At 62.6% G+C, this 21,233-nt stretch carries 20 protein-coding genes and 1 pseudogene; 12 read left to right on the forward strand and 9 right to left on the reverse strand.

All coding sequences use genetic code 11. The features are described from left to right. Positions 1 to 23 precede the first annotated feature (23 nt). Complete coding sequence (locus AABA34_RS03295; RefSeq protein ID WP_338303880.1) at positions 24 to 1,742, reverse strand: class I adenylate-forming enzyme family protein; 1,719 nt, start codon at positions 1,740 to 1,742, stop codon at positions 24 to 26. Positions 1,743 to 1,944: 202 nt separating this feature from the next. On the opposite strand from AABA34_RS03295, the gene lgt reads away from it, so the two are divergent. From lgt to AABA34_RS03310, 3 genes are read left to right on the forward strand one after another with little or no spacing between them, the layout of a single operon-like run. Beyond that, positions 1,945 to 2,859 (forward strand): prolipoprotein diacylglyceryl transferase, encoded by a 915-nt coding sequence (lgt, locus tag AABA34_RS03300; protein ID WP_338303881.1) that lies wholly within the window; start codon positions 1,945 to 1,947, stop codon positions 2,857 to 2,859. Beyond that, positions 2,757 to 4,985 (forward strand): class I SAM-dependent methyltransferase, encoded by a 2,229-nt coding sequence (locus AABA34_RS03305; RefSeq protein ID WP_338303882.1) that lies wholly within the window; start codon positions 2,757 to 2,759, stop codon positions 4,983 to 4,985. The genes lgt and AABA34_RS03305 overlap by 103 nt, the downstream gene beginning before the upstream one ends. Positions 4,986 to 5,043: 58 nt before the next feature. After that, on the forward strand, positions 5,044 to 5,475 hold the full coding sequence (locus AABA34_RS03310; RefSeq protein WP_338303883.1) for a DUF2147 domain-containing protein: 432 nt from the start codon (positions 5,044 to 5,046) through the stop codon (positions 5,473 to 5,475). Between the two features lie 232 nt (positions 5,476 to 5,707). Here the strand turns inward: AABA34_RS03310 and AABA34_RS03315 are convergent, their stop codons facing one another. The 4 genes from AABA34_RS03315 to AABA34_RS03330 form a co-directional block, all read right to left on the reverse strand. Next, positions 5,708 to 7,246, reverse strand: coding sequence for an ABC transporter permease/substrate-binding protein (locus tag AABA34_RS03315; RefSeq protein WP_338303884.1), 1,539 nt, complete (start codon positions 7,244 to 7,246; stop codon positions 5,708 to 5,710). Next, positions 7,243 to 7,959 (reverse strand): ATP-binding cassette domain-containing protein, encoded by a 717-nt coding sequence (locus AABA34_RS03320; RefSeq protein WP_338303885.1) that lies wholly within the window; start codon positions 7,957 to 7,959, stop codon positions 7,243 to 7,245. Before AABA34_RS03320 ends, AABA34_RS03315 begins: the two co-directional genes overlap by 4 nt. Before the next feature lie 89 nt (positions 7,960 to 8,048). Further along, positions 8,049 to 8,507: a hypothetical protein gene (locus tag AABA34_RS03325; RefSeq protein WP_338303886.1), complete on the reverse strand. Its 459-nt coding sequence runs from the start codon at positions 8,505 to 8,507 to the stop codon at positions 8,049 to 8,051. A gap of 67 nt (positions 8,508 to 8,574) precedes the next feature. Next, positions 8,575 to 10,134: a sensor histidine kinase gene (locus AABA34_RS03330; RefSeq protein ID WP_338303887.1), complete on the reverse strand. Its 1,560-nt coding sequence runs from the start codon at positions 10,132 to 10,134 to the stop codon at positions 8,575 to 8,577. A 110-nt stretch (positions 10,135 to 10,244) separates the two neighbouring features. Here AABA34_RS03330 and AABA34_RS03335 point away from each other — a divergent pair, with 110 nt between their 5' ends. The 9 genes and pseudogenes from AABA34_RS03335 (at position 10,245) to AABA34_RS03375 (ending at position 16,250) form a co-directional block, all read left to right on the forward strand. Beyond that, the gene (locus AABA34_RS03335; RefSeq protein ID WP_338303888.1) at positions 10,245 to 11,414 is read left to right on the forward strand and encodes an isovaleryl-CoA dehydrogenase; all 1,170 of its coding nucleotides are present in this window, start codon (positions 10,245 to 10,247) and stop codon (positions 11,412 to 11,414) included. After that, on the forward strand, positions 11,411 to 11,764 hold the full coding sequence (locus tag AABA34_RS03340) for a hypothetical protein (protein WP_252260598.1): 354 nt from the start codon (positions 11,411 to 11,413) through the stop codon (positions 11,762 to 11,764). Before AABA34_RS03335 ends, AABA34_RS03340 begins: the two co-directional genes overlap by 4 nt. Positions 11,765 to 11,826: 62 nt before the next feature. Continuing rightward, positions 11,827 to 12,015, forward strand: a pseudogene (locus AABA34_RS03345) (acyl-CoA dehydrogenase family protein); the annotation flags it as partial. Continuing rightward, positions 12,012 to 12,443 carry a hypothetical protein gene (locus AABA34_RS03350; protein WP_338303889.1) on the forward strand — a complete coding sequence of 144 codons (432 nt, stop codon included), beginning with the start codon at positions 12,012 to 12,014 and terminating at the stop codon, positions 12,441 to 12,443. The pseudogene AABA34_RS03345 and the gene AABA34_RS03350, both read left to right, overlap by 4 nt. A 1-nt stretch (position 12,444) precedes the next feature. Beyond that, complete coding sequence (locus AABA34_RS03355; protein WP_338303890.1) at positions 12,445 to 12,813, forward strand: hypothetical protein; 369 nt, start codon at positions 12,445 to 12,447, stop codon at positions 12,811 to 12,813. Positions 12,814 to 12,865: 52 nt separating this feature from the next. Then, positions 12,866 to 13,168: an alkylphosphonate utilization protein gene (locus AABA34_RS03360; RefSeq protein ID WP_034956207.1), complete on the forward strand. Its 303-nt coding sequence runs from the start codon at positions 12,866 to 12,868 to the stop codon at positions 13,166 to 13,168. 9 nt (positions 13,169 to 13,177) lie between these two features. Then, complete coding sequence (locus tag AABA34_RS03365) at positions 13,178 to 14,785, forward strand: carboxyl transferase domain-containing protein (RefSeq protein ID WP_338303891.1); 1,608 nt, start codon at positions 13,178 to 13,180, stop codon at positions 14,783 to 14,785. A gap of 85 nt (positions 14,786 to 14,870) precedes the next feature. Continuing rightward, positions 14,871 to 15,500, forward strand: coding sequence for a lysophospholipid acyltransferase family protein (locus AABA34_RS03370; protein ID WP_338303892.1), 630 nt, complete (start codon positions 14,871 to 14,873; stop codon positions 15,498 to 15,500). A 111-nt stretch (positions 15,501 to 15,611) separates the two neighbouring features. After that, entirely contained in the window at positions 15,612 to 16,250 is a 639-nt protein-coding gene (locus AABA34_RS03375) for a hypothetical protein (protein ID WP_338303893.1), read from the forward strand. A gap of 18 nt (positions 16,251 to 16,268) precedes the next feature. Here AABA34_RS03375 and AABA34_RS03380 read toward each other — a convergent pair whose 3' ends face one another. The 4 genes from AABA34_RS03380 to gyrB are packed head-to-tail and all read right to left on the reverse strand — an operon-like array spanning position 16,269 to position 21,219. Beyond that, positions 16,269 to 17,048, reverse strand: a complete 780-nt coding sequence (locus tag AABA34_RS03380) for a M50 family metallopeptidase (RefSeq protein WP_338304676.1) — start codon at positions 17,046 to 17,048, stop codon at positions 16,269 to 16,271. 13 nt (positions 17,049 to 17,061) lie between these two features. Then, positions 17,062 to 18,243: an AI-2E family transporter gene (locus AABA34_RS03385; RefSeq protein WP_338303894.1), complete on the reverse strand. Its 1,182-nt coding sequence runs from the start codon at positions 18,241 to 18,243 to the stop codon at positions 17,062 to 17,064. 40 nt (positions 18,244 to 18,283) lie between these two features. Further along, positions 18,284 to 18,673: a hypothetical protein gene (locus AABA34_RS03390; protein WP_338303895.1), complete on the reverse strand. Its 390-nt coding sequence runs from the start codon at positions 18,671 to 18,673 to the stop codon at positions 18,284 to 18,286. After that, positions 18,670 to 21,219, reverse strand: a complete 2,550-nt coding sequence (gene gyrB, locus AABA34_RS03395) for a DNA topoisomerase (ATP-hydrolyzing) subunit B (RefSeq protein ID WP_338303896.1) — start codon at positions 21,217 to 21,219, stop codon at positions 18,670 to 18,672. Before gyrB ends, AABA34_RS03390 begins: the two co-directional genes overlap by 4 nt. Between the last annotated feature and the right edge of the window lie 14 nt (positions 21,220 to 21,233).

Here is a 21,233-nt window from a genome sequence, read left to right on the forward strand (position 1 = left end):
TCACCGGCAAAACGGGCAGCGGATCAGGCCGCCGCCAGCTGCTTGGTATAGGTTTCGCGCAGCGATTTCTTGTCGATCTTCTGCGTGCCAAGGCGGGGGAGAGCTTCATCGGTTACCCAGATATGCTCTTCCAGCGGAACCTTGAAGGGCGCAATCCGCGCCAGCAGGAATTCGCGCAGCTGAGCCGCCGTCATCGGGGTGCGGCCGTCCTTCACGCGGAAGATTGCTGCGGGCACTTCGCCCATGCGATCATCCGGCAGGCCGAAAACCGAACATTCGGCGATGTCGCTGTGCGCGTAGATCGCATCTTCCACCTCGATGCAGGTGATGTTTTCACCGCCGCGGATGATGATGTCCTTCTTGCGATCGACGATGAAGAGGTAGTCGTCTTCATCAAGATAGCCGAGGTCGCCGGTGCGGAAGAACTGGTCCTTGGTGAACGCCTTGGCGGTTGCTTCCTCATTGTCCCAATAGCCGCGGAAATTGGCGACACTGCGGATGCAGACTTCGCCGACCTTGCCCTTCTCGAGATGATTGCCGTCATCGTCGAGGATCGCCAGTTCCACCAGCGGGCGCGATGCCTTGCCGGTCGATCCGGGTTTCGCGAGGTAGTTTTCGTTGAAGTTGCCGCAGCCCACCGCATTGGTTTCGGTGAGGCCATAGCCGAGGATCGGGAAACCGCCGGGGAAGGCGTCCTTGATCCGGGTGACGTGTTCAACCGGGCGCGGCGCACCGCCGGCGGCAAAGCTCTTGCATGCCGACAGGTCGTAGTTTGCGCGGTTGGGATGGGTTGCGATCTCATAGCTCATCAGCGGCACGCCGACGAAATAGGTCACCTTTTCCGCAGCCATCAGCCGCAGCGCCTCTTCGGCGTCCCATTTGGGCATCAGCACCAGCTTGCGCGCGATCGCGTAGCTTTGCAGGAACAGCGGCACTTCGCCGGTGACGTGGAACAGCGGCACGGCCACCAGTGCACAGGGTTGTGCGCTTACATCCTCGCCCTGGATTTCGAGATGGAACTTGGCCATCGCGCTCTGTGCGACATAGTTCATCACGCCGGAAACGACGCCGCGATGATCGGAGAATGCACCCTTCGACTGTCCGGTGGAGCCTGATGTGTAGAGGATGGTTGCCAGATCGTCCGGGCCGAGCTGGCCCAGCATCTGCATCGCGACTGATCCGGCCATGTCGGCAGGTGCGGCCCAGATATTGGCGAGGCCTTCTGCCGGAACGGAATGATCGATCATCACCAGCTTTGCGTCATGCTCGGTACCTTCGAGCCGCGCGGCGCGGCCTGCATCGGCCAGCACCAGCTTGCACTGGGCCAGACGGATGCCATAGGCGAGCTCTTCCCCGCCCCAGAACCCGTTGAGCAGTGTCGCGCAGCCGCCAGCCATGGCAATGCCCATGTAAGCGATCATCCAGTTGGCCGAATTGCGCGCCGCGATACCGATCCGGTCGCCCTTTTCGACGCCATGAAGCTTCACCAGACCTTCGGTGACGCACATCGCCGCGGCATAGGTTTCGCCAAAGGTCAGGCGCAGATCGCCATCGACCAGAAACGGCACGTCCTTATGCTCGTTGCAGAAATGCGCGAAGTAATGCGCCAGCGTCGGCGGGGCGACGGTGAAAGCGGGCATCGTCACGCCGTCGCGTTCGAACGGGCTTGTGTGAAACGGCTGCCCCTCCTGGGTCAGCGCGGTGATGATCTTTTCAAGTGCATTGTCCAGCTGGGTGGGCATGCGGGTCTCTCTCCTTCGTCTCGCCACGAACCGGGCGGGTTTGTCCTCTCGAACTGCCGTGCGGGGTACGGCAGGCAAAACTGATGCGGCGCGCCTGTCGGGATTTGCCAGGGGTCTTTCCCCCGGCCCCATGCTGTGCCAAAACACCGTATCAACGCGGTTACGCGATACGGCGTATCATTACCATTAAGAGGTTCCATCCGTGCTGTCACTACTTGCTGCAAGCGGCGGCGCTGCAGACCCGATTTACTGGTCGGACCTCGGCATGCGGCCCTATCTGTTCGAACTAGGATCGTTCCAGCTGCGCTATTATTCGCTGGCCTATCTGATCGGGGTGATCTTTGCCTACTGGCACACGTCGAAGGCGCTGAAGACACCCGGCGCGCCGATGGCGCAGCGCCATGCGGACGATCTGTTCTTTTATTGCACGCTGGGCGTGATTCTGGGCGGCAGGCTGGGATACGCGGCATTCTACACCGGTGGCGACACCGGCATTCCCAGCGCATTCACCGATTTTTCGGCTGACGGGTTCATCGGCTGGAAGCTGCTGCGGCTGTGGGATGGCGGAATGAGCTTCCACGGCGGCCTGATCGGCGTGGTGCTGGCGATCCTGTTTGTCACCTACCGCAACAAGTTGAACTTCCTGCGGATCTGCGATTACGTCGCCCCCGGCGTGCCGATGGGGATGCTGCTGGGACGCCTTGCCAATTTCAACAATGGCGAATTGTGGGGCCGCGCCACCGATGTGTCGTGGGGCATGGTGTTCCCCGATCCGCGCGCGGGGGAAATCGTGCGTCACCCCAGCCAGCTATATCAGGCAGGCCTCGAAGGGCTGGCGCTGCTGGTGATCCTGCTGCTGCTGTTCTGGAAGACGAACGCGCGCTATCGCCCCGGTCTGCTGGTGGGCGTGTTCATGCTGGGCATGGGGATTGCCCGCTTTGTTAACGAATTTTTCCGCGAGCCGGATGCACAACTGGCTGACTTCGCGGTGCGAACCGGACTATCGATGGGCCAATGGCTGACAATACCGCTGATACTGATTGGATTGATTGTCACGATCTTCGCCGTGACCAGGAAACCCGTTGGAACGGGGAGCTCGGCGCCGGCCGCAGCCTAGGCAGCATCGCCCTTTTCGGATCGTGGCGCAGCAGTCTGCGCCTGATCGAACCCGACGGCACTGAAACGCTTGTTCCCATCGAGCCGGGCTATGATCCGGAAGCCGAAGCGCGCGCGCAGGCCGCAGCCGAGGAAGCGCGAAAGGCGGCCGAGGAACAGGCGCGCCGCGAGGCGGAAGAGCGCGAACGGCGCGAAGCAGAAGAACGGACGAAGCGCGATGCCGAGGAACGCGCAAAGGCGGAGGCCGAAGAGCTTGCCAGGGAGCAAGCGCGCATAGCCGCCGATAAGAAGGCCAGGGAAGAAGCCGAAAAGGCCGCCAAAGCCGCCGAGGAAGAGGCCCGTCGCAAGGCGGAGGCAGAAGCCCGGGCCAAGGCAAAGGCGGAAGCCGAAGCCCGCGCCAAGGCCGAAGCGGAGGAAATGGAACGGATCGAGGCCGAGCTGCGCGAGAAGACCCGGCTCGAACTCGAGCGGCAGGCCAAGGCCGCCGCCGAAGCGAAGGCGAAGAAAGAGGCCGAAGAAAAGGCGCGCAAGGAAGCCGAGGCAAAGGCCAAGGCGGAAGCTGAAGCGAAAGCCAAGCGCGAAGCAGAAGAGAAGGCGAAAGCCGAAGCCGCCGCCAAGGCGAAGAAGGAGGCCGAGGAAAAGGCTAAGCGGGAAGCGGAAGAGAAGGCCAAGCGGGAAGCGGAAGAGAAGGCCAAGCGGGAAGCGGAAGAGAAGGCACGCAGCGAAGCCGAAGAAAAGGCGAAGAAGGAAGCCGAGGCAAAAGCCAAAGCCGCCGAAGAGGCCAAGGCCCGGAAAGAGGCGGAAGAAAAAGCGAAAGCCGAAGCCAAGGCAAAGAAGGCTGCCGAAGAGAAAGCCCGGAAAGAAGCAGAAGCCAAGGCCAAGGCCGAGGCAGAATCTGAAAAGAAGAAGAAAGCCGAAGCAGCGGCGGCAGCCAAGGCTGAAGCCGAAGCGAAGGCGATGGAGGAGGCCGAAGCCGAGGCTGCGAAGAAAGCCCAAGCGGTGAAGAAGGCTCCATCCGCCAAGAAGGCCCAATCCGCCAAGCAGGACAAGCCGTCAGAGCCGAAACAGGACGCGCCCGCCAAGCCGAAAGATCTTGGCCAGACGTTCCGCCGCCTGATCCGCGAAACCGGCCCGATCAGCCTCGCGCACTTCATGGCGGAGAGCAACGCGCACTATTACACCACCCGCGATCCTCTGGGCGAGGAAGGCGACTTCATCACCGCGCCCGAAGTCAGCCAGATGTTCGGCGAGCTGATCGGTCTGTGGTTTGCCGATCTGTGGGTGCGCATGGGATCGCGCAAGCGCATCCATTATGTCGAACTCGGCCCGGGACGCGGCACGCTGACAAAGGACGCGCTGCGCACCGCCGCGCGCTATGAATTCGACCCGCAAATCCACTTCGTCGAAACCTCGCCCGAATTGCGCAAGCTCCAGCTTGAGGCTTTCCCGAAGGCGACCCACCACCATGATCTGTCGACCCTGCCCGACGATGCGCCGCTGCTGATCATCGCAAACGAATTCTTCGACGCGCTGCCGGTGCACCAGCTGGTGCGCTCGGCACAGGGCTGGCACGAACGCATGATCGGGCTGGACGGCGATGATCTGGTGTTCGTCGCCGGGGACAAGCCGATGGACGCGATCGTACCGCCCAGCTGGAAAAGCGCGCCGCAAGGGACGATGATCGAAACCAGCGCCGCCGCCAGCGCGGTGATGGCCGAAATCGCCCAGCGGCTGAAGGAGCAGGGCGGGGCCGCGCTGATCATCGACTACGGCCCGTTCGAACTGCGCGCGGGATCGACGCTGCAGGCGCTGCGCGCGCATGAAAAGGTCGATCCGCTCAAGCATCCGGGCGAAGCCGACCTGACCACCCATGTCGATTTCGAACTGCTCAAACACGTCGCCGAAGCCAATGGCGCGGATGTCATGGGCCTGACAATGCAGGGCGACTGGCTGCGCAACATGGGGATCGAAATCCGGCACGAGGCGCTGGTGCGCAAGATCCCAGAGGAACAGGCCAAGCTGAAACGCCAGTTTGACCGGCTGGTGGACGACGGCCAGATGGGCGCGCTGTTCAAGGTGCTGGGCATTTGCGGAAGGCGCTGGCCCATCGGGGTCGGTTTCGATTAGAATGTAACCCGCGCCGCTTTTCCGGCGTATTCTGTCCGCACGCTCAGGAGATCCGGCAATGATGGCACGCATGTTGATGGGGTTGCTGACGGCGATTGCTGCGATGATGATCACCGCCACCCATGCCGCCGCGGCAGAGCCGATTTCGGGCCGCTGGGTGACGGCAGAGCGTGACGCGATTGTCGAGATCAAGCCCTGCGGCAACACCACCTGCGGCACGATTTCGCGGTTTCTGGTTCCGCCACCCGATGGGGCGGATCAGCGCGACATCAACAATCCCGAAACGCGGCTGCGCAGCCGCAAGTTGCTTGGCCTGCCGATTCTGACCGAGTTTCGCCAGGAATCGGATTTGTGGCGCGGGCGCATCTACGATCCCAAGTCGGGGCGCAGCTATCGTTCCATCATCCGCCGCACCGGCCCTGACACGATCGAGGTGCGCGGCTGCATCGGGCCGTTCTGTCAGGCACAGACCTGGCGCCGCGTGCGCTAGATCATTTTCCTACTCTCGCCGGTTCGGTTACGGTCATACCGGCTCTTTCAATTTGTTGGTCTTTGGCGGGCTTTGAGGGCCGGGGAATTTTTTTAAAATAGGATATGTGTCAATTTCGGTTGAAGCCCCATTTTCCCCTTCAAACCAACAGTTTGATCCGGACATAGGAGGCTGAAACTGTGTCGGCTTTGTCAATTTCCCCCGCAGGTGCAGCAATGAAGGCTGCGGGGTGTTACAGCCCGATCTTGCGCGCCAGTTCGCGGGCGGCCTCGGTCGGGTTCAATTTGCCTTCACCTTCGCGGTCCACGGCGAAATTCGCCTCGCGCATGGCCTCCACCGAAATCGCGCCCACCAGCGGCTCAAGCGCGCGGGCGATGCCTTCGTCTCCGGCGATGCGCGGTGACAGCATCAGCATCGCGTCATAACTGGGCAGCGCCTCACGCGGGTCGCTCAGCACCACCAGCCGGTCCGCCGCGATCCGCCCGTCGGAGGTGTAGGCGCTGATCACGTCGGCCTCGCCCGATTTCAGCGCGTTGTACATGAAGGTGGGAGAGAAATTGCGGGTTTCGCCAAAGCGCATCCCATAGGCGTCGCGCACCGAAATCCATTCGGGCCGCTCGAAGAATTCGGGATCGCCGCCGACAGTCAGCTGCGGCGCATAGGGCACAAGTTCCTCAAGAGAGGTCACGCCCAGTTCGGCGGCGCGATCCTCGCGCATGGCGAAGGCGTAGGCGTTTTCAAACCCGAGCCGCCCCAGCACCCGGATACCGGTGTTCGCGCGTTCCCATTCGACGATGGTTTCATACATCGCCTCGCGCCCGGGATTGTCGTTGCGGCGCAGCTCGTTGGTCCAGATCGTGCCGGTGTAATCGACCGAGATGTCGATGCTGGAAGAAGCGACAGCGCTGTGCACCACCGCCGATCCCAACCCGTCGCGATATTCGACGGTGTAGCCCGCCGCCTCAAGCTGCGAACCGATCAGCTTGGCGAGGATGTATTGTTCGGAAAATTGCTTGGACGCGATCACGATGGTGTCTTCGTCATCACCGCCCGATTGGTAGGCCAGCGCCGTTGTCACTCCGGCCACTACGGCGATCAGCGCGCCCAGCCACTTCCACCGCTTGCGTTCGTCAATGCCGCGTTCGATCCACCACAGCAGCCAGTCGGCAACGAGTGCGAGGCCAGCGCTCGCAAGACAACCGGCCACGACCAGCGCCCAGTTCTGGGTCTGGAGCCCGGCAAAGATCGGATCGCCAAGGCTCGGCTGGCCGATGGTGGTCGAAAGCGTCGCCGCTCCGATGGTCCACACGCTCGCGGTGCGGATGCCGGCCATGATGAAGGGCGCGGACAGCGGCGCTTCGACGAGGGTGAGCTTTTGCCAGCCTGTCATGCCGACGCCGTCCGCCGCTTCAAGCACGCCGGGATCGAGATTGGCCTGCGCCGTCACCGCGTTGCGCAGGATCGGCAGCAGTGCATAGAGAGCGAGTGCCAACAGGGCGGGCAGGAAGCCGAGCGTGGGCAAATCTTCGCCAAACACCGCGCGCAAGCTAAGCAGGATCGGGAAAAACAGCGCCAGCAGCGCCAGCGCCGGGATGGTCTGGACAAGGCTGGCAAAGCCCAGCGCGATGCGCGAGACGGCAGGCGAGCGGCTGGCCCAGACCGCCAGCGGCAGTGCCACCAGAATGCCCAGCCCGATAGCGCTCGCGGCGAGCACGACATGGGCCGCCAGCTTGTCGCCAAGGCCGAGCAGGGTTTCGAAGATCTCGATCACGGTGTGCGCCGCTCCATCGCCGCGAGCCGTTCTGCCTGTTCGCGCGGAACGGCGACCAGCCCCTGCGCGATCTCGCCTCCGGCACCGCCGAGCAGCGCGCGCGGGGTTTCGTCAGCGACCAGTTCACCCTGGCTCATCACCATCACCCGGTCTGCCAGCAGCAGCGCTTCGGCCATGTCATGCGTGACCATGATCGTCGTCAGGCCGAGCGTGTCGTGCAGCTCGCGCACCTTCTCGCCCAGTGCGGCACGCGTGATCGGGTCAAGCGCGCCGAAGGGTTCGTCCATGATCAGCAGTTCCGGATCGCCCGCCAGCGCCCGCGCCACGCCAACCCGCTGGCGCTGCCCGCCCGACAGTTCATCGGGCATCCGACTTGCCATTTCCGGGTCAAGTTCGACCAGAGTGAGCAGTTCCGCGATGCGGTCAGCGGCAAGTTTCTCACCGGCCAGCCGCGGGCCGATGGCGATATTCTCGCCGACGCTGAAATGCGGGAACAGGCCGATGCCCTGAAACACATAGCCGACCCGGCGGCGCAATTGCGATTGCTTCATCGTGGTCACGTCTTCGCCGCCGAACAGCACCCGCCCGCCTGTCGGTGTCACCAGCGTGTTGACCATCTTGAGCAGGGTCGACTTGCCCGATCCCGACGATCCGACCAGCGCGACGAAGCTGCCTTTGGAGATGCTGCAACTGACACCGCCAACGGCTACCACGTCGCCATAGCGGCGCTCGACCCGATCGAAAGTCAGGATTGCGTCAGGGACGCTGCCGGATTGGACGGTGTCGCTGATGGGATACCCCTTCAGTCGCCTGCTTCCGCCGTATCGGAGGCGGCAGGAGCGATATAGGCAACGCGCTTGATGGCGATGCGCTTTCCGGCGGTATCGGTGGCGATTGCCTCGCCCTTGTCGTCAACCGGCCCGGTATCCCAGCACGCCCCGCTCCCGGTGTCCGGCTCAAAGCACAGCATCCCATCGCCGCGGCGTTCCCAGCCGCCCTGGGCTGCCAGAGTGCCGTTGCGCAGATCGCGATAGCGTCCGTCGGCATCAAAGAAGGTTGTCTGCACCGCGCCGTCCACACCCACCGTCAGCCAGGCGGTTTCGGAAAAGGAAATGTCGCGGCCACGCCGTTCGGCTTTGTCGTCTGGCGCAGGGGCTTGTGTTTCGGCAGGGGCGGAGTTGTCTTCGTCCCCGGCCGCGCAGGCGGATACGGCAAAGACGGTGGCCAGCAGCGGCAGGATCGTCGGTGAGTTCAGGCGCATTGCCGCACAAGCCTATAAGCGAAATGGCAATCCGCCAAGTTCCGCGTTCGCGCCGGCAGCGCCGGTCTCATTGGCGCAGCCGCGCAGCCGGTATCGAGATGTGCGCGATCAGGCCGTCCGGTTGCCAATCCTGTGCGATCTTGCCTCCCAATTGATGCTCGATCGCCATCGTGACGAGCCGCGATCCGAAGCCCTTGTCCTGCGGCGGCTGCGTTGGCGGCCCGCCGGTTTCGCGCCATTCGATCCGCACGTCGGCATCGGCTTGTTCGATGGTGATCGAAACCGCACCCTCGGCAACGCTCAGCGCGCCATACTTGGCGGAATTGGTTGCCAGTTCGTGGAACACGAGCGCCAGCGGTGTCGTCGCACGTGCGCCGGTGATGACATTGTCGCCGGTAATGATCACCGCGCTGGAATCCCCCACCCCATAAGGCGACATCAAGACGCCGAGCAGTTCCTTGAGGTTGTCTTCGGGTTCGGGATCGATGTTGAGAGCGAAGTCCTGCGCCCGCGAAAGCGCGCGGATATTGTCGGTGATGCTGGCGGCGAATTCGGACAGCGCCTTGTCGCCGCGTGCGTTGAGCGAGATCAGACCGGTGATCACCGAAAAGATGTTCTTGATCCGGTGCGCCAGCTCGCCCGCCAGCAATTCGCGCTCCTGCGAGATGCTGTAGCGATCATGGATATCGGTGAGCGTGCCGAACCAGCGCGCGGTGGCCGGATCGGCGGTTGACGGGACGGCGCGCGAGATGACCCAGCGAAAGCTGCCGTCGGCAAGGCGCAGCCGCCATTCGTCCTCGAAGAAGGTGGCCGTATCCAGAGCGTGCTGGAATTTGATCGCGGTGGCCTCGAAATCGTCCGGGTGGATGATCGTGCGCCAGTCCTCTACGTCTTGCAGCGGGGCCCGCCCGGTGACTTCGCTGAAGCGCGCGTTGAAGTAATCGAAATGCGGGCCGGGCGCGGCTGACCAGGCGATATCGGGCACGCTGTCGAGCATGAATTGCAGCCGGTCGGCGCTCTCCTTCAGCTCGCTATCGGCCATGTTGGCCTGACGGTGTGCATGCAGGCGTCGCATCACCGCCTCGGCCAACACCGCCAGCCCTTCGCGCTGGAAGTCGGACAGAGGTTCGCTGCGAGGGACAGTGTCGGTCACGCACAGCGCGCCAAGCGGCGCCCCCTCCGCCGAAATCAGCGGCGCCCCGGCATAGTAGCGCAGATGTGCATCGCCGCGCACCATCGCGAATTCGGCGAAGCGCGGGTCCTGCGTCGCGTCCAGCACTTCGAGCAGATCATGGCCCAGCATGGTATGCGCGCAGAAGCTGGTGGAGCGCGGCGTTTCCGATACGCCTATCCCTTCACCCGTGACGAAACGCTGGCGGTGCGCCTCGACCAGGCTGACAGCCGCGCTGGGCGCATTGCACAGGCGCGCGGCAAAGCGGGTGATGCGGGCCAGTTCCTCATCGCCGAACAGATCATCGGCATGAAAGCCGGAGAGGATGACGAGCCGTTCGTCCTCCTTGCAGAAATCTTCTGCCGGAGGGGTGCCCGTGGGCCATGGCCGTGGTTCGGAAAAGTTCAGCGGTTCGCTCCTTGCATGGCGCTCCAGAGGTATCCCGCATGTGGACATACAGCACGCGCGATTGCCGTCAAACGGTGTTGCGCGGGCATTGGCGTTTGATCGGGGTGTTGCTATGCGCGCTAGATACCGAACAATCATTGCCTGTCAGAGAACATATCATGCGCGCCACCCCCGATTTCGACTTCCAGCTTGGCGAAGCGGCCGAGATGATCCGCGACACCACCGCGCGGTTCGCCGATGAACAGATCGCGCCGCTGGCGGAACGGATCGACCGTGACGATTACTTTCCCCGCGCGGAGCTGTGGCAGGCGATGGGCGAGTTGGGCCTGCACGGCATCACCGTCGAGGAAGAAGACGGCGGCCTCGGCCTCGGCTATCTCGAACACGTGATCGCGGTGGAGGAAGTCAGCCGCGCATCGGCTTCGCTCGGCCTGTCCTATGGCGCGCATTCGAACCTGTGCCTCAACCAGATCCGCCGCTGGGGGAATGACGAGCAGAAGGCCAAATATCTCCCCAAGCTCATCAGCGGCGAACACGTCGGCAGCCTCGCCATGTCCGAGGCGGGCGCGGGCAGCGACGTGGTTTCGATGAAGCTGAAGGCCGACGAAGTACAGGGCGGCTACGTCCTCAACGGCACCAAGTTCTGGATCACCAACGCACCCGAGGCCGATACGCTGGTTGTCTACGCCAAGACCGATGGCCACGCCGGATCGCGCGGCATCACCGCCTTCCTGATCGAGAAGGGCGATGAGGGCTTTTCCATCGGCCAGAAGATTTCCAAGGTCGGGATGAAGGGCTCGCCCACAGCCGAGCTGGTGTTCAACGACTGCTTCATTCCCGAAGATCGCATCATGGGCCCGCTGAACGGCGGCGTCGGGGTGCTGATGAGCGGGCTTGATTATGAACGCGTGGTGCTCGCCGGGTTGCAGCTCGGCATCATGCAGGCGTGCCTCGACACGGTGATCCCCTACCTGCGCGAGAGGAAGCAGTTCGGGAAGCCCATCGGGAGCTTCCAGCTGATGCAGGCCAAGGTTGCCGACATGTATGTCGCGCTGCAATCGGCCCGCGCCTACACCTATGCGGTGGCGAAGGCGTGCGACGCCGGGCAGACGACGCGCTTCGACGCGGCCGGGGTGATCCTGCTGGCGAGCGAGAACGCCTTCCGCGTGGCCGCCGAGAGCGTGCAGGCGCTGGGCGGGGCGGGCTATACCACCGACTGGCCGGTCGAACGCTACATGAGGGACGCGAAATTGCTTGACATTGGCGCTGGGACGAACGAGATCAGACGTATGTTGATCGGGCGCGAGTTGATTGGGGCGGCGGGGTGAGCTGGCTTCACATAATCGCAGCCGGCTTGATCGTCGTTGCGACAATCTTCCATTCTTTGTTGGGCGAGAAGAAGCTGATCGAGCCAACCCTTGCGGTTGATGATCCGTTTATCAGGGACCCGATGACCCAAGGGATCACTCGGTTTGGCTGGCACTCCTCCAGCGGGTTCTTTTTGCTGACCGCACTCATTCTCGTTCTACCGGAAACGCCAGAATTGCTAGTATGGGCAACAGGTGGCTTGTGGCTTGTGCTTGGACTTACAAATCTGGCCATGATGAAGGCCAAGCATCCTGGCGGCTTTCTGCTGTCTCTAATCGGACTTTTGATTCTCGCTGGAGAGGTGTTTTGACCGCACCCGATCTGACCACCAAGCTTGACCGCTAAGACCCGGCAGCCAAGGCGCGGTTTGCGCATAACAAGGCGCTTGCGAGCGATCTTCGCGCCGCTGTTGCCGAAGCAGCGCTGGGCGGGGCGGGCTACACCACTGACTGGCCGGTGGAACGTTACATGCGCGACGCGAAGCCGCTCTACATCGGTGCAGGCACGAACGAAATCCGCCGGATGCTGATCGGACGTGAGCTGATCGGGGCTGCGGGTTGAGCGGTTTCCACTCGACCTTGCTGCTCGGCGGCAGGCCGATCGATGCAGTCGCACTTCGTGAGGCGATTGTCGCCGGGTCATGCAGGGAATTGCAGCCGGGCGATTACGGCACGCTCCAATTTGCGGACAATGGCGGTGAGCGCCGCACGCTGATGATTGAGGCCATCGGCGGGCACGGCTTTTCGCTGGCCTATGATATTTACAGCCAGCAGCAGCCAATGGCGAATTCCATGTGGTACTCGCAAGGCAAGGAGCATGCGGAGGGCTGGCTGGAAAGCGATGCAGAAGCGACCGTCCCGGCCAGCAGCCTCGTCAGCGGTGAAGAGGCCGTGCGGGCAATCGCCGAATTCCTGAATTGCCCCGTGGCCGCGCCCGCCAGTCTCGCTTGGACTGACAGCAACAATCTCGAATGGCCGGAAGTTTTCTGAGATGCCCACCATCGCCCGGATCATCTGGACTGTCGGGTTTCTGATCGGGACGATCACCCATTCGCTCGATCTCTATCACGGCGGCTGGCTGCCCTATGATTTCCGCCCGCTGCCGTGGAACATCTACTGGACCAGTCTGACGTTCCTCGATCCGCTCGCCGCCGTGCTGATCTGGGTGCGAGAGCGGTGGGGCGTGTGGCTGGGCGTCGCCATCATGGCGTCCAATGTGCTGGTGAACGGCTACACCGCCTTCATCGCAGGCTATGAGGAATTCTATTTCAGCCTTGCCCTGCAAAGCGTCTTTGCCGCGTTTGTGTTTTTCGCCGCATGGGAGCATTGGCGGGGCAAGGAGAGGCAAGAGAAACAATGACCGCACCCGTTCTTTTGACAGAGCCCGATGCCAGGCTGACCGGAGCCGCACGATGAGCGACGAAGATTACGTCTATGACGAAGCATCGGGCGAATGGATGCCAGCCAGCGAATTCGCCGCGCGGCAGGCAGCAGAAGACATCGTCGAAGTGCGCGACGCGGTGGGCAATCTGCTGGCTGACGGCGATGCCGTGACGCTCATCAAGGATCTTGAGGTCAAGGGCGCGGGACAAACGCTCAAACAGGGCACGCTGATCAAGTCGATCCGGCTGACCGGCGACAGCCAGGAGATCGATTGCAAATATCCCGGTATCAAAGGCCTCGTCCTGCGTGCCGAATTCGTGAAGAAACGCTAGAGCTCGATTATGACCGCACCCGTTCTCACCACCAAGCTCGACCGCGAAGACCCGGCAGCCAAGGCGCGGTTTGCGCATAACAAGGCGCTTGCGAGCGATCTTCGCGCCGCTGTCGCCGAAGCGGCGCTGGGCGGGCCGGAAAAGCATCGCGAGCGGCATGTCTCACGCGGGAAACTGTTGCCGCGCGAACGGGTCGAGCGGCTGCTCGATCCCGGCTCGCCCTTCCTCGAAGTAGGACAGCTTGCCGCCAACGGCATGTATGAAGGCGATGTGTCCGGCGCGTCGATGATCTGCGGGATCGGCCGCGTCTCAGGCCGTCAGGTGATGATCGTGTGCAACGATCCGACCGTCAAAGGCGGATCGTACTACCCGATGACGGTCAAGAAGCACCTGCGTGCGCAGGAAATCGCGCAGGAAAACCGCCTGCCTTGCATCTACCTCGTCGACAGCGGCGGCGCGAACCTCCCGTATCAGGCGGAGGTCTTCCCCGATCGCGAGCATTTCGGGCGCATCTTCTTCAATCAGGCGAACATGTCCGCACTCGGCATCCCGCAGATCGCCTGCGTGATGGGAAGCTGCACCGCCGGGGGCGCCTATGTGCCCGCCATGTCCGACGAGACAGTGATCGTGCGCAATCAGGGGACGATCTTCCTCGCCGGACCTCCGTTGGTGAAGGCCGCGACGGGCGAAGAGATCAGCGCCGAAGACTTGGGCGGCGGTGATCTGCACGCCAAGAAATCGGGCGTGGTTGACCACCTGGCGGAGAATGACGAACACGCGCTCACCATCGTGCGCGATATCGTCAGCCAGCTGGGCTTAAACACGGCTGCGGCGAAGGACGTGGCGCTGAAAGACCCGTGCCCGCCGAAATTCGACGCGGAAAACCTCTACGCCATCATCCCCGAGGACGTGCGCGCACCCTATGATGTGAAGGAAGTAATCGCGCGGCTGGTCGACGGCAGCGAATTCCACGAGTTCAAGGCGCATTACGGATCGACGCTGGTCTGCGGCTTTGCCCATATCTGGGGAATGCCGGTTGCGATCCTCGCCAACAACGGCGTGCTGTTCAGCGAAAGCGCGCAAAAGGGCGCGCATTTCATCGAACTCGCCTGCCAGCGGCGTATCCCGCTGCTGTTCCTCCAGAACATTTCCGGCTTCATGGTCGGCGGGAAGTATGAGGCGGAAGGCATCGCCAAGCATGGCGCGAAGCTCGTCACCGCCGTCGCCACCGCGACCGTGCCGAAAGTCACCGTGGTCATCGGCGGCAGCTTTGGCGCGGGCAATTACGGCATGTGCGGACGCGCCTATAGCCCCCGTTTCCTGTTCACCTGGCCCAATGCCCGCATTTCGGTTATGGGCGGGGAGCAGGCCGCAAGCGTCCTCGCCACCGTCCACCGCGACGCGGACAAATGGACACCCGAAGAGGCCGAAGCGTTCAAGGCCCCGATCCGCCAGAAATACGAAGACGAAGGCAACCCCTACTACGCCACCGCCCGCCTGTGGGACGACGGGGTGATCGACCCGGTGCAGACCCGCGACGTGCTGGGATTGGCGTTTGCCGCGACGCTGGAAGCGCCGATTGCTGAGCGGCCTCAGTTCGGTGTGTTCCGGATGTGATCGCGCAATTCGGCAACCCCCACGCTTTCCCTTGCGTAACTCCCCCGGTTGAGGGCAGATGTATGAGCGAGAGAGGGATCAACGCTTGAAACACAACGAAACCCGTAACGTCACGCTGCTGTCGCGCATCGTGAACCGGATCATCCTGTTTTTCTATTGGCAGCGCGGCTGGAAGATCGTCGAACGGTTTCCCGAAGGCGTGAAGAAGTGTGTGATTGCCGGTGCGCCGCACACGTCCAACTGGGACTTCGTGTTCTTCGCAGGGGCCACCAAGCAGGAAAAGGTGCAGCCCAACTTCATGGGCAAGCACACGCTGTTTCAGGGCATGATGAAGAACTTCATGCTCGACATGGGCGGCATCTCGGTCGACCGCACGAAGAAAGCCAACACGGTCGAGCAGATGAAGGTGGAATTCGACCGGCGCAGCGAACTGAACCTCGTCATTGCGGCTGAAGGTACGCGCAGCTCCGATGGGAAATGGAAGTCCGGCTTCTACAACATCGCCAAGGCCGCGGGCGTGCCGATCGTCCTTGCCTATGCCGACAATGACAAGCGCACGATCGGGTTCAGCCCCCCGATGATGCCCACCGGAAATTATGGCGAAGATCTGCTGAAGATCGCCGAATGGTTCCGGTCGAAAATCCCCGATCTCGAACGCTACAAGGTGCTGGAACAACAGGCGCGCGACATTATCGCCGGGAAAAACGACATCTGAATCGTGCGGCCATGCAGGCAGGATGCTGCGCCGCACAAAATTCCGTGCTATGCCTTTAAGACGACGGCCTGTCCCCCTATCTAGGGCCGAAATCAGGAGGACCCCCGCCCCATGCCTTTGAGCGAAGAGACCCGCCAGCAGGAGCGCAAGCGCATTGCGAGCATGGTGCTCGATCTCGTCAAGGCGCGTGGGACGGAGATTTCCTTTTCGGTCGCCCAGACCGAAAGCGGGCTTTCGCGCAGCCGGTTCGAATGGGTGTTCGAGGATTATGACGACCTGTTCGATGCGGTTGCCGCGATCTGGCTCGCCCCGCACATGAAGGTGATGGAAGAGGTGCTCGACACCGATCTTCCGCCCAATCGCAAGATGTACGAATTCTTCCGCAGGCGCTTCGTCATCTCGCGCGATCGCTTTCGCGAAGACCCCGAGAATTTCCGGATGCTGTGCGAAATGGGCGCGGCCAATTTCGAGCGGGTGCGCAGCTATGTCGATCTGGCCGATCACTATCTGTGCGAAATCATCGTGCAGGCGCAGGCGGACGGATATTTCGCCGGGCTGGAAATCGACGAGGCGCTGTCGCTGATCAACCAGATGGTGTCGCCCTACACGCTGCCGGATTCGTTGATCTACGTCGCGCCCAAGCTGTCCGAAGAAAAGCTGGCGCGGATCATCGACACGATCTTCATCGGGCTTTCCGGCGAAACCGGAACGCAGGCACGCGGTGTCAACACGATCCGGGTGGCGTCCTGAACCGTCGGGGCCGCCGCGCTATTTGTCGCGCGGTGTGCGCCGGAATTGCAGCACATTGGCAGGCGGCTTTGGCTGAAGCCTGATCCGCCGTTTGTCCGCCAGCGCGTATTTGAGGCTGGCCCCCACCAGCACGGCAGACACGGCGATCAGCAGGATCGCCCACAGCCAGTGCGGCAGATAGAGCGAGGCTTCGATCTGGCCGGTGTCGGACAGCATCTCGCGCCCGCCGATCACGGCGCTTTCCGAAAACAGGTAATTCCAGTCGCGCAGCATGCTCATCGCGCCAAGGATGCCGAGGAATTGCAGCGTGAAGCGCGCCACCCCGTCCGAAGCCTTCCACGCGATCACCGCCAGCCCCGCCGCGATCAGAGGCAGCACGGCATAGCCGACGGCCGAGCGGACATAGATGATGACCGAGGCAAAGATCAGGATCGCACTCACCCACAAGGTTGGCCGCCACAGCCGCTGATGCGCGCTCGCGAGGATCAGAGCGGCGCCGAACAGGCTCGGCGCGAGCGGTCCGCCCGCGGCAATCGCGACATGGACGAATGGCGATGCGTCATGCGCCACCGCGCTTTGCGCAACGCCCGAACCGTCGGCGAAAATCATCAGCTGATCAAACCGCTGGCCCATGATCAGCGCGCTGAGCCCGTGGCCCATCTCGTGAAACCACGTGGTCAGGATCGCGAAGGGATAGATCAGATAGGTGCCCAGCGGCAGCGAGGGCAGCGCGATCACGATGAAACCGGCAAGGATCAGGCGGCCGACCTGCTCCGCCTGACTGCCCGGCTCCACCATCGACTGCACCGGTTCAGCCTTCCTGCATCGCGGCTTGGGGTTGATTGTCGGCGGCGTTGTCGTCCTCCGGGGGGAGCGCCCTGCCGTCGACATCGACGCGGGCGCGATATTTTGCCCTCGCCTCTTCGTCTTCGGCGCGTTGTTCCTGCAGAATGCCCCAGCTGGCCAGGAACAGCCCCGCCACCAGCGGTCCGAGCACGATGCCTGAGAACCCTGCGAGCGAAATTCCGCCCAGCGTCGTGATCAGGATGATCCAGTCGGGAATCCCGGTGTCCCGCCCGACCAGAATCGGGCGCAGGACATTGTCGACGCTGCTGATGATGAGGAAACCCGCTCCCAGCACGAAAACGCCCTGCCACACTTCACCGACCACGATCAGCCACACGCCTGCCGGAGCCCAGACCAGCGCCGTGCCGACGGCGGGGATCAAGGCGAGGATCGCCATCAGCACGCCCAGCAACAGTGGCGAGGGCACGCCCGCAATCGCCAGCATGATGCCGCCCAGCGCGCCCTGGATAAGACCGACCACGCCCGATCCCTTGATCACGGCGCGCACGATGCCGAGGAAACGCTCGGCCAGAAGATCAGCAATCTCCCGCTCGATCGGCGCGGAATGCAGGATCGTCTCGCCAATCCGCCCGCCATCGCGCAGCAGGAAAAACAGGACGTAAAGGCCGAGGCCGAAGCTGAGGAAAAAGCCGAATGCACCGCTGCCGATGGACACCGCCTGACTGGCCAGCATACCGGCGCTTTCACCGAGAATGCCCTGCAACCGCTCCTGCAGGAAAGAGACGTCGGTCCAGCCGTTATCCTCGATCAATTGCTGAAGCGTGGCCGGCAGCAAGGCATAAATGCTTTCGTACCATGCGACGATATCGATCGGGTTTTCGCGGAAGTTGTTCACCAGTGCCAAGGCTTCGTTGATCACCAGCGATCCGATCAACAAGGCAGGCAGAAGCACCGCGATAAAGATGATCGTCAGGGCGAGTGAAGCCGCGAGGTTGCGTTTGCCCCGCGTTTTTCTGAGCGACCATCGGTACAGCGGCTGGAACATGATTGCGGCGAGCGCCGACCACATGATCGGTGCTGCAAACGGCCACGCGACCCACATGAAAAGGAAAGACACCGCCGCCAGCAGCAGCAGGAAGCTCCAGTGTTCGAGCGCGGATGTGTCGTTAGGTTCGGCTTCTGACATTCCCGATGATGTCGGGCTTTAGCAACGAAACATCAAGCCCCTAGAGGGCGGCATAAGCCAGCATTGCGCCGGCCGCCGCAGTCGGCAGGGCGAACAGGCGATAGACCCGCAAGGGAATCCGCTCGGCCCACCACACGGCATAGGCGTGGTGCCAGCGCATCGGCAGCAACAGGATCAGGATCGAGCTGGCCAGAATGAACCAGCCGCCGATTTCGAACAGCACAGGTGCTTTTGATTGCGCGGCACGCAGGATCAGCGCGGCTCCCACCACGGCGCGAGGCACATGCTCGCCCAATTGCATCCGCCAGTTCGCGCCCATCTGCGCAAGCCCGTCGCGCGCCGCATCCGGCCGCATGGCACACACCGCCGCGACGAAGACCAGCCATGCTGCGCCAAGCAAGACCACCGCGAGGGCGGCCAGCGCGATCACACGTCGAGGTTCGCGACGTTGAGAGCGTTGTTCTGGATGAATTCGCGCCGGGGTTCGACAACGTCGCCCATCAGGCGGGTGAAGATTTCATCGGTGACGTCGGCGTCCTCGACCTTGACCTGCAACAGCACTCGGTTTTCCGGATCGAGCGTGGTCTCCCACAGCTGTTCGGGGTTCATTTCGCCCAGTCCCTTGTAGCGACTGATCGATAGACCCTTGCGCCCGGCGGCGAGCACCGCGTCGAGCAACTGGCTCGGGCGGGTGATCGCGTCCTCGGATATAGCGGTCCCGCTGTCTTCGGTCTCACCCTCCGCCTCGTCGGCTTCGGGCTCGTCATCCTGCGCATCGCCGGCCTTCACGAGACGCACGGCGCTTTCATAGGTCTCGGCTTGCGGCCCGGCGATCGAATGCAGCTTGTGCGCTTCGGTGCTGGTGAGGAAGCGGCCTTCGATTTCATGGACATCGGTGACGCCGCGCCATAGCCGCGAGAATTGCACCGTGCCGCTTTCAAGCACGCGCACGCTCCATGTCGCATCGGCATCGCCCGCCTGCAGCTTTGCCGCGGCTGCTTCGAGCACGGCGAGCCTTTCGCCATCGCCAAGCTTGGGATCGAGAGCACCGCAAAGCGCCATCTGTTCGATGATTCCCGTGTCATAGCGGCGCGGGACAAAGCCCATCATGTTCTTCAGCCGCAGCGCCTGATCGACGATTTCGCGCAGGTCAGCATCCGAGCGCGCGCCGCCCGCGGTTTCCAGCACCCGGCCCTGCAATCCGGCATCGACCAGATAGCGATCCAGCGCGCCCTGATCCTTGAGATAAACCTCGCTCCGGCCCTTGGCGACCTTGAACAGTGGCGGCTGGGCGATGAAAAGGTGCCCCGCCTTGACGATTTCGGGCATCTGGCGGTGGAAGAAGGTGAGCAGCAGCGTGCGGATGTGCGCGCCGTCGACGTCTGCGTCAGTCATGATCACGATCTTGTGATAGCGCAGCTTTTCGAGGTCGAATTCGTCGCGGATGCCGGTGCCCATCGCCTGGATCAGCGTGCCGACTTCCTTGGACGAGATGATGCGATCAAACCGCGCGCGTTCGACATTCAGGATCTTGCCCTTCAGCGGCAGGATCGCCTGATACTGGCTGTCACGCCCGCCCTTGGCCGATCCGCCTGCGGAATCGCCCTCTACCAGGAAGATTTCAGCCTTGGTCGCGTCGCGTTCGCGGCAATCGGCCAGCTTGCCGGGCAGTGACGCAACGCTCATCGCGCCCTTGCGGCTCATTTCGCGCGCGCGCCGGGCGGCTTCACGCGCGGCGGCTGCGTCTATGATCTTCTGGATGATCGACTTGGCATCGCCGGGATTTTCCTCCAGCCATTCGTTCATCTTTTCGCCCATCAGGCTTTCGAGCGGCTGGCGCACCTCCGAGGAGACCAGCTTGTCCTTGGTCTGCGAAGAAAACTTTGGATCGGGCAGTTTCACGCTGACGATCGCGGTCAGCCCTTCGCGCATGTCCTCACCCGAAAGCGAGACCTTGGCCTTGCCCAGCATGCCCGAACGATCGGCGTAATTGTTGAGCGTACGGGTCAGCGCGGCGCGGAATGCAGCCAGATGGGTGCCGCCGTCGCGCTGCGGAATGTTGTTGGTGAAGCAAAGGACGTTTTCATAATAGCTGTCGTTCCATTCCAGAGCGACATCGATCCCGATGCCGTCCTTTTCGGCCGACACCGAAATTGGCTCCACGATCAACGCTTCCTTGTTACGATCGAGCCATTTCACGAAGGCCGCGATCCCGCCCTCGTAATACAGGTCGTGCTCCAGAACTTCCTCGTGCCGCTTGTCGCGCAGGAGGATGCGCACGCCGGAATTGAGGAAGGCGAGCTCGCGATAGCGGTGCTCAAGCTTGTCGAAATCGAATTCGGTAACGTTCTTGAAAGTGTCGTGCGAGGCCTTGAAGGTGACCCGAGTTCCCTTCTTGAAGCCGTTGTCGTCAGGGTTCTGATCGACCTTGGGCGCATCGCCTTTCACTTCGAGCGGGGCGACGGCATCGCCATGCTCGAACCGCATCCAGTGTTCCTTGCCTTCGCGCCAGATCGTCAGCTCGAGCCATTCAGACAGCGCGTTGACCACCGAAACGCCCACGCCGTGCAGACCGCCAGAAACCTTGTAGGCGTTGTCGTCCGACGTGTTCTCGAACTTTCCGCCTGCGTGCAGCTGGGTCATGATGACTTCGGCGGCGGATACGCCTTCTTCCTTGTGCATGCCCACCGGAATGCCGCGGCCGTTATCCTCCACGGAAACCGACCCGTCGGGGTTCAATTCGATCAGGACAAGATCACAATGCCCGGCCAGCGCCTCGTCAATGGCGTTGTCGGAAACCTCGAACACCATGTGGTGCAGACCCGATCCGTCATCGGTGTCGCCGATATACATCCCGGGGCGCTTGCGCACGGCATCCAGGCCTTTGAGAACCTTGATCGAATCCGCGCCATATTCCCCGCCTGTCTTGGCCTTGGCGGGTGGGTTTTCCTGATTGTCAGAGTTGTTGGTTTCCATGCGCATTATATAGG

Origin of the sequence: Erythrobacter sp. Dej080120_24 (assembly GCF_036322605.1) — a bacterium.
In the GTDB taxonomy this organism is placed as follows: Bacteria; Pseudomonadota; Alphaproteobacteria; order Sphingomonadales; family Sphingomonadaceae; genus Erythrobacter; species Erythrobacter aurantius.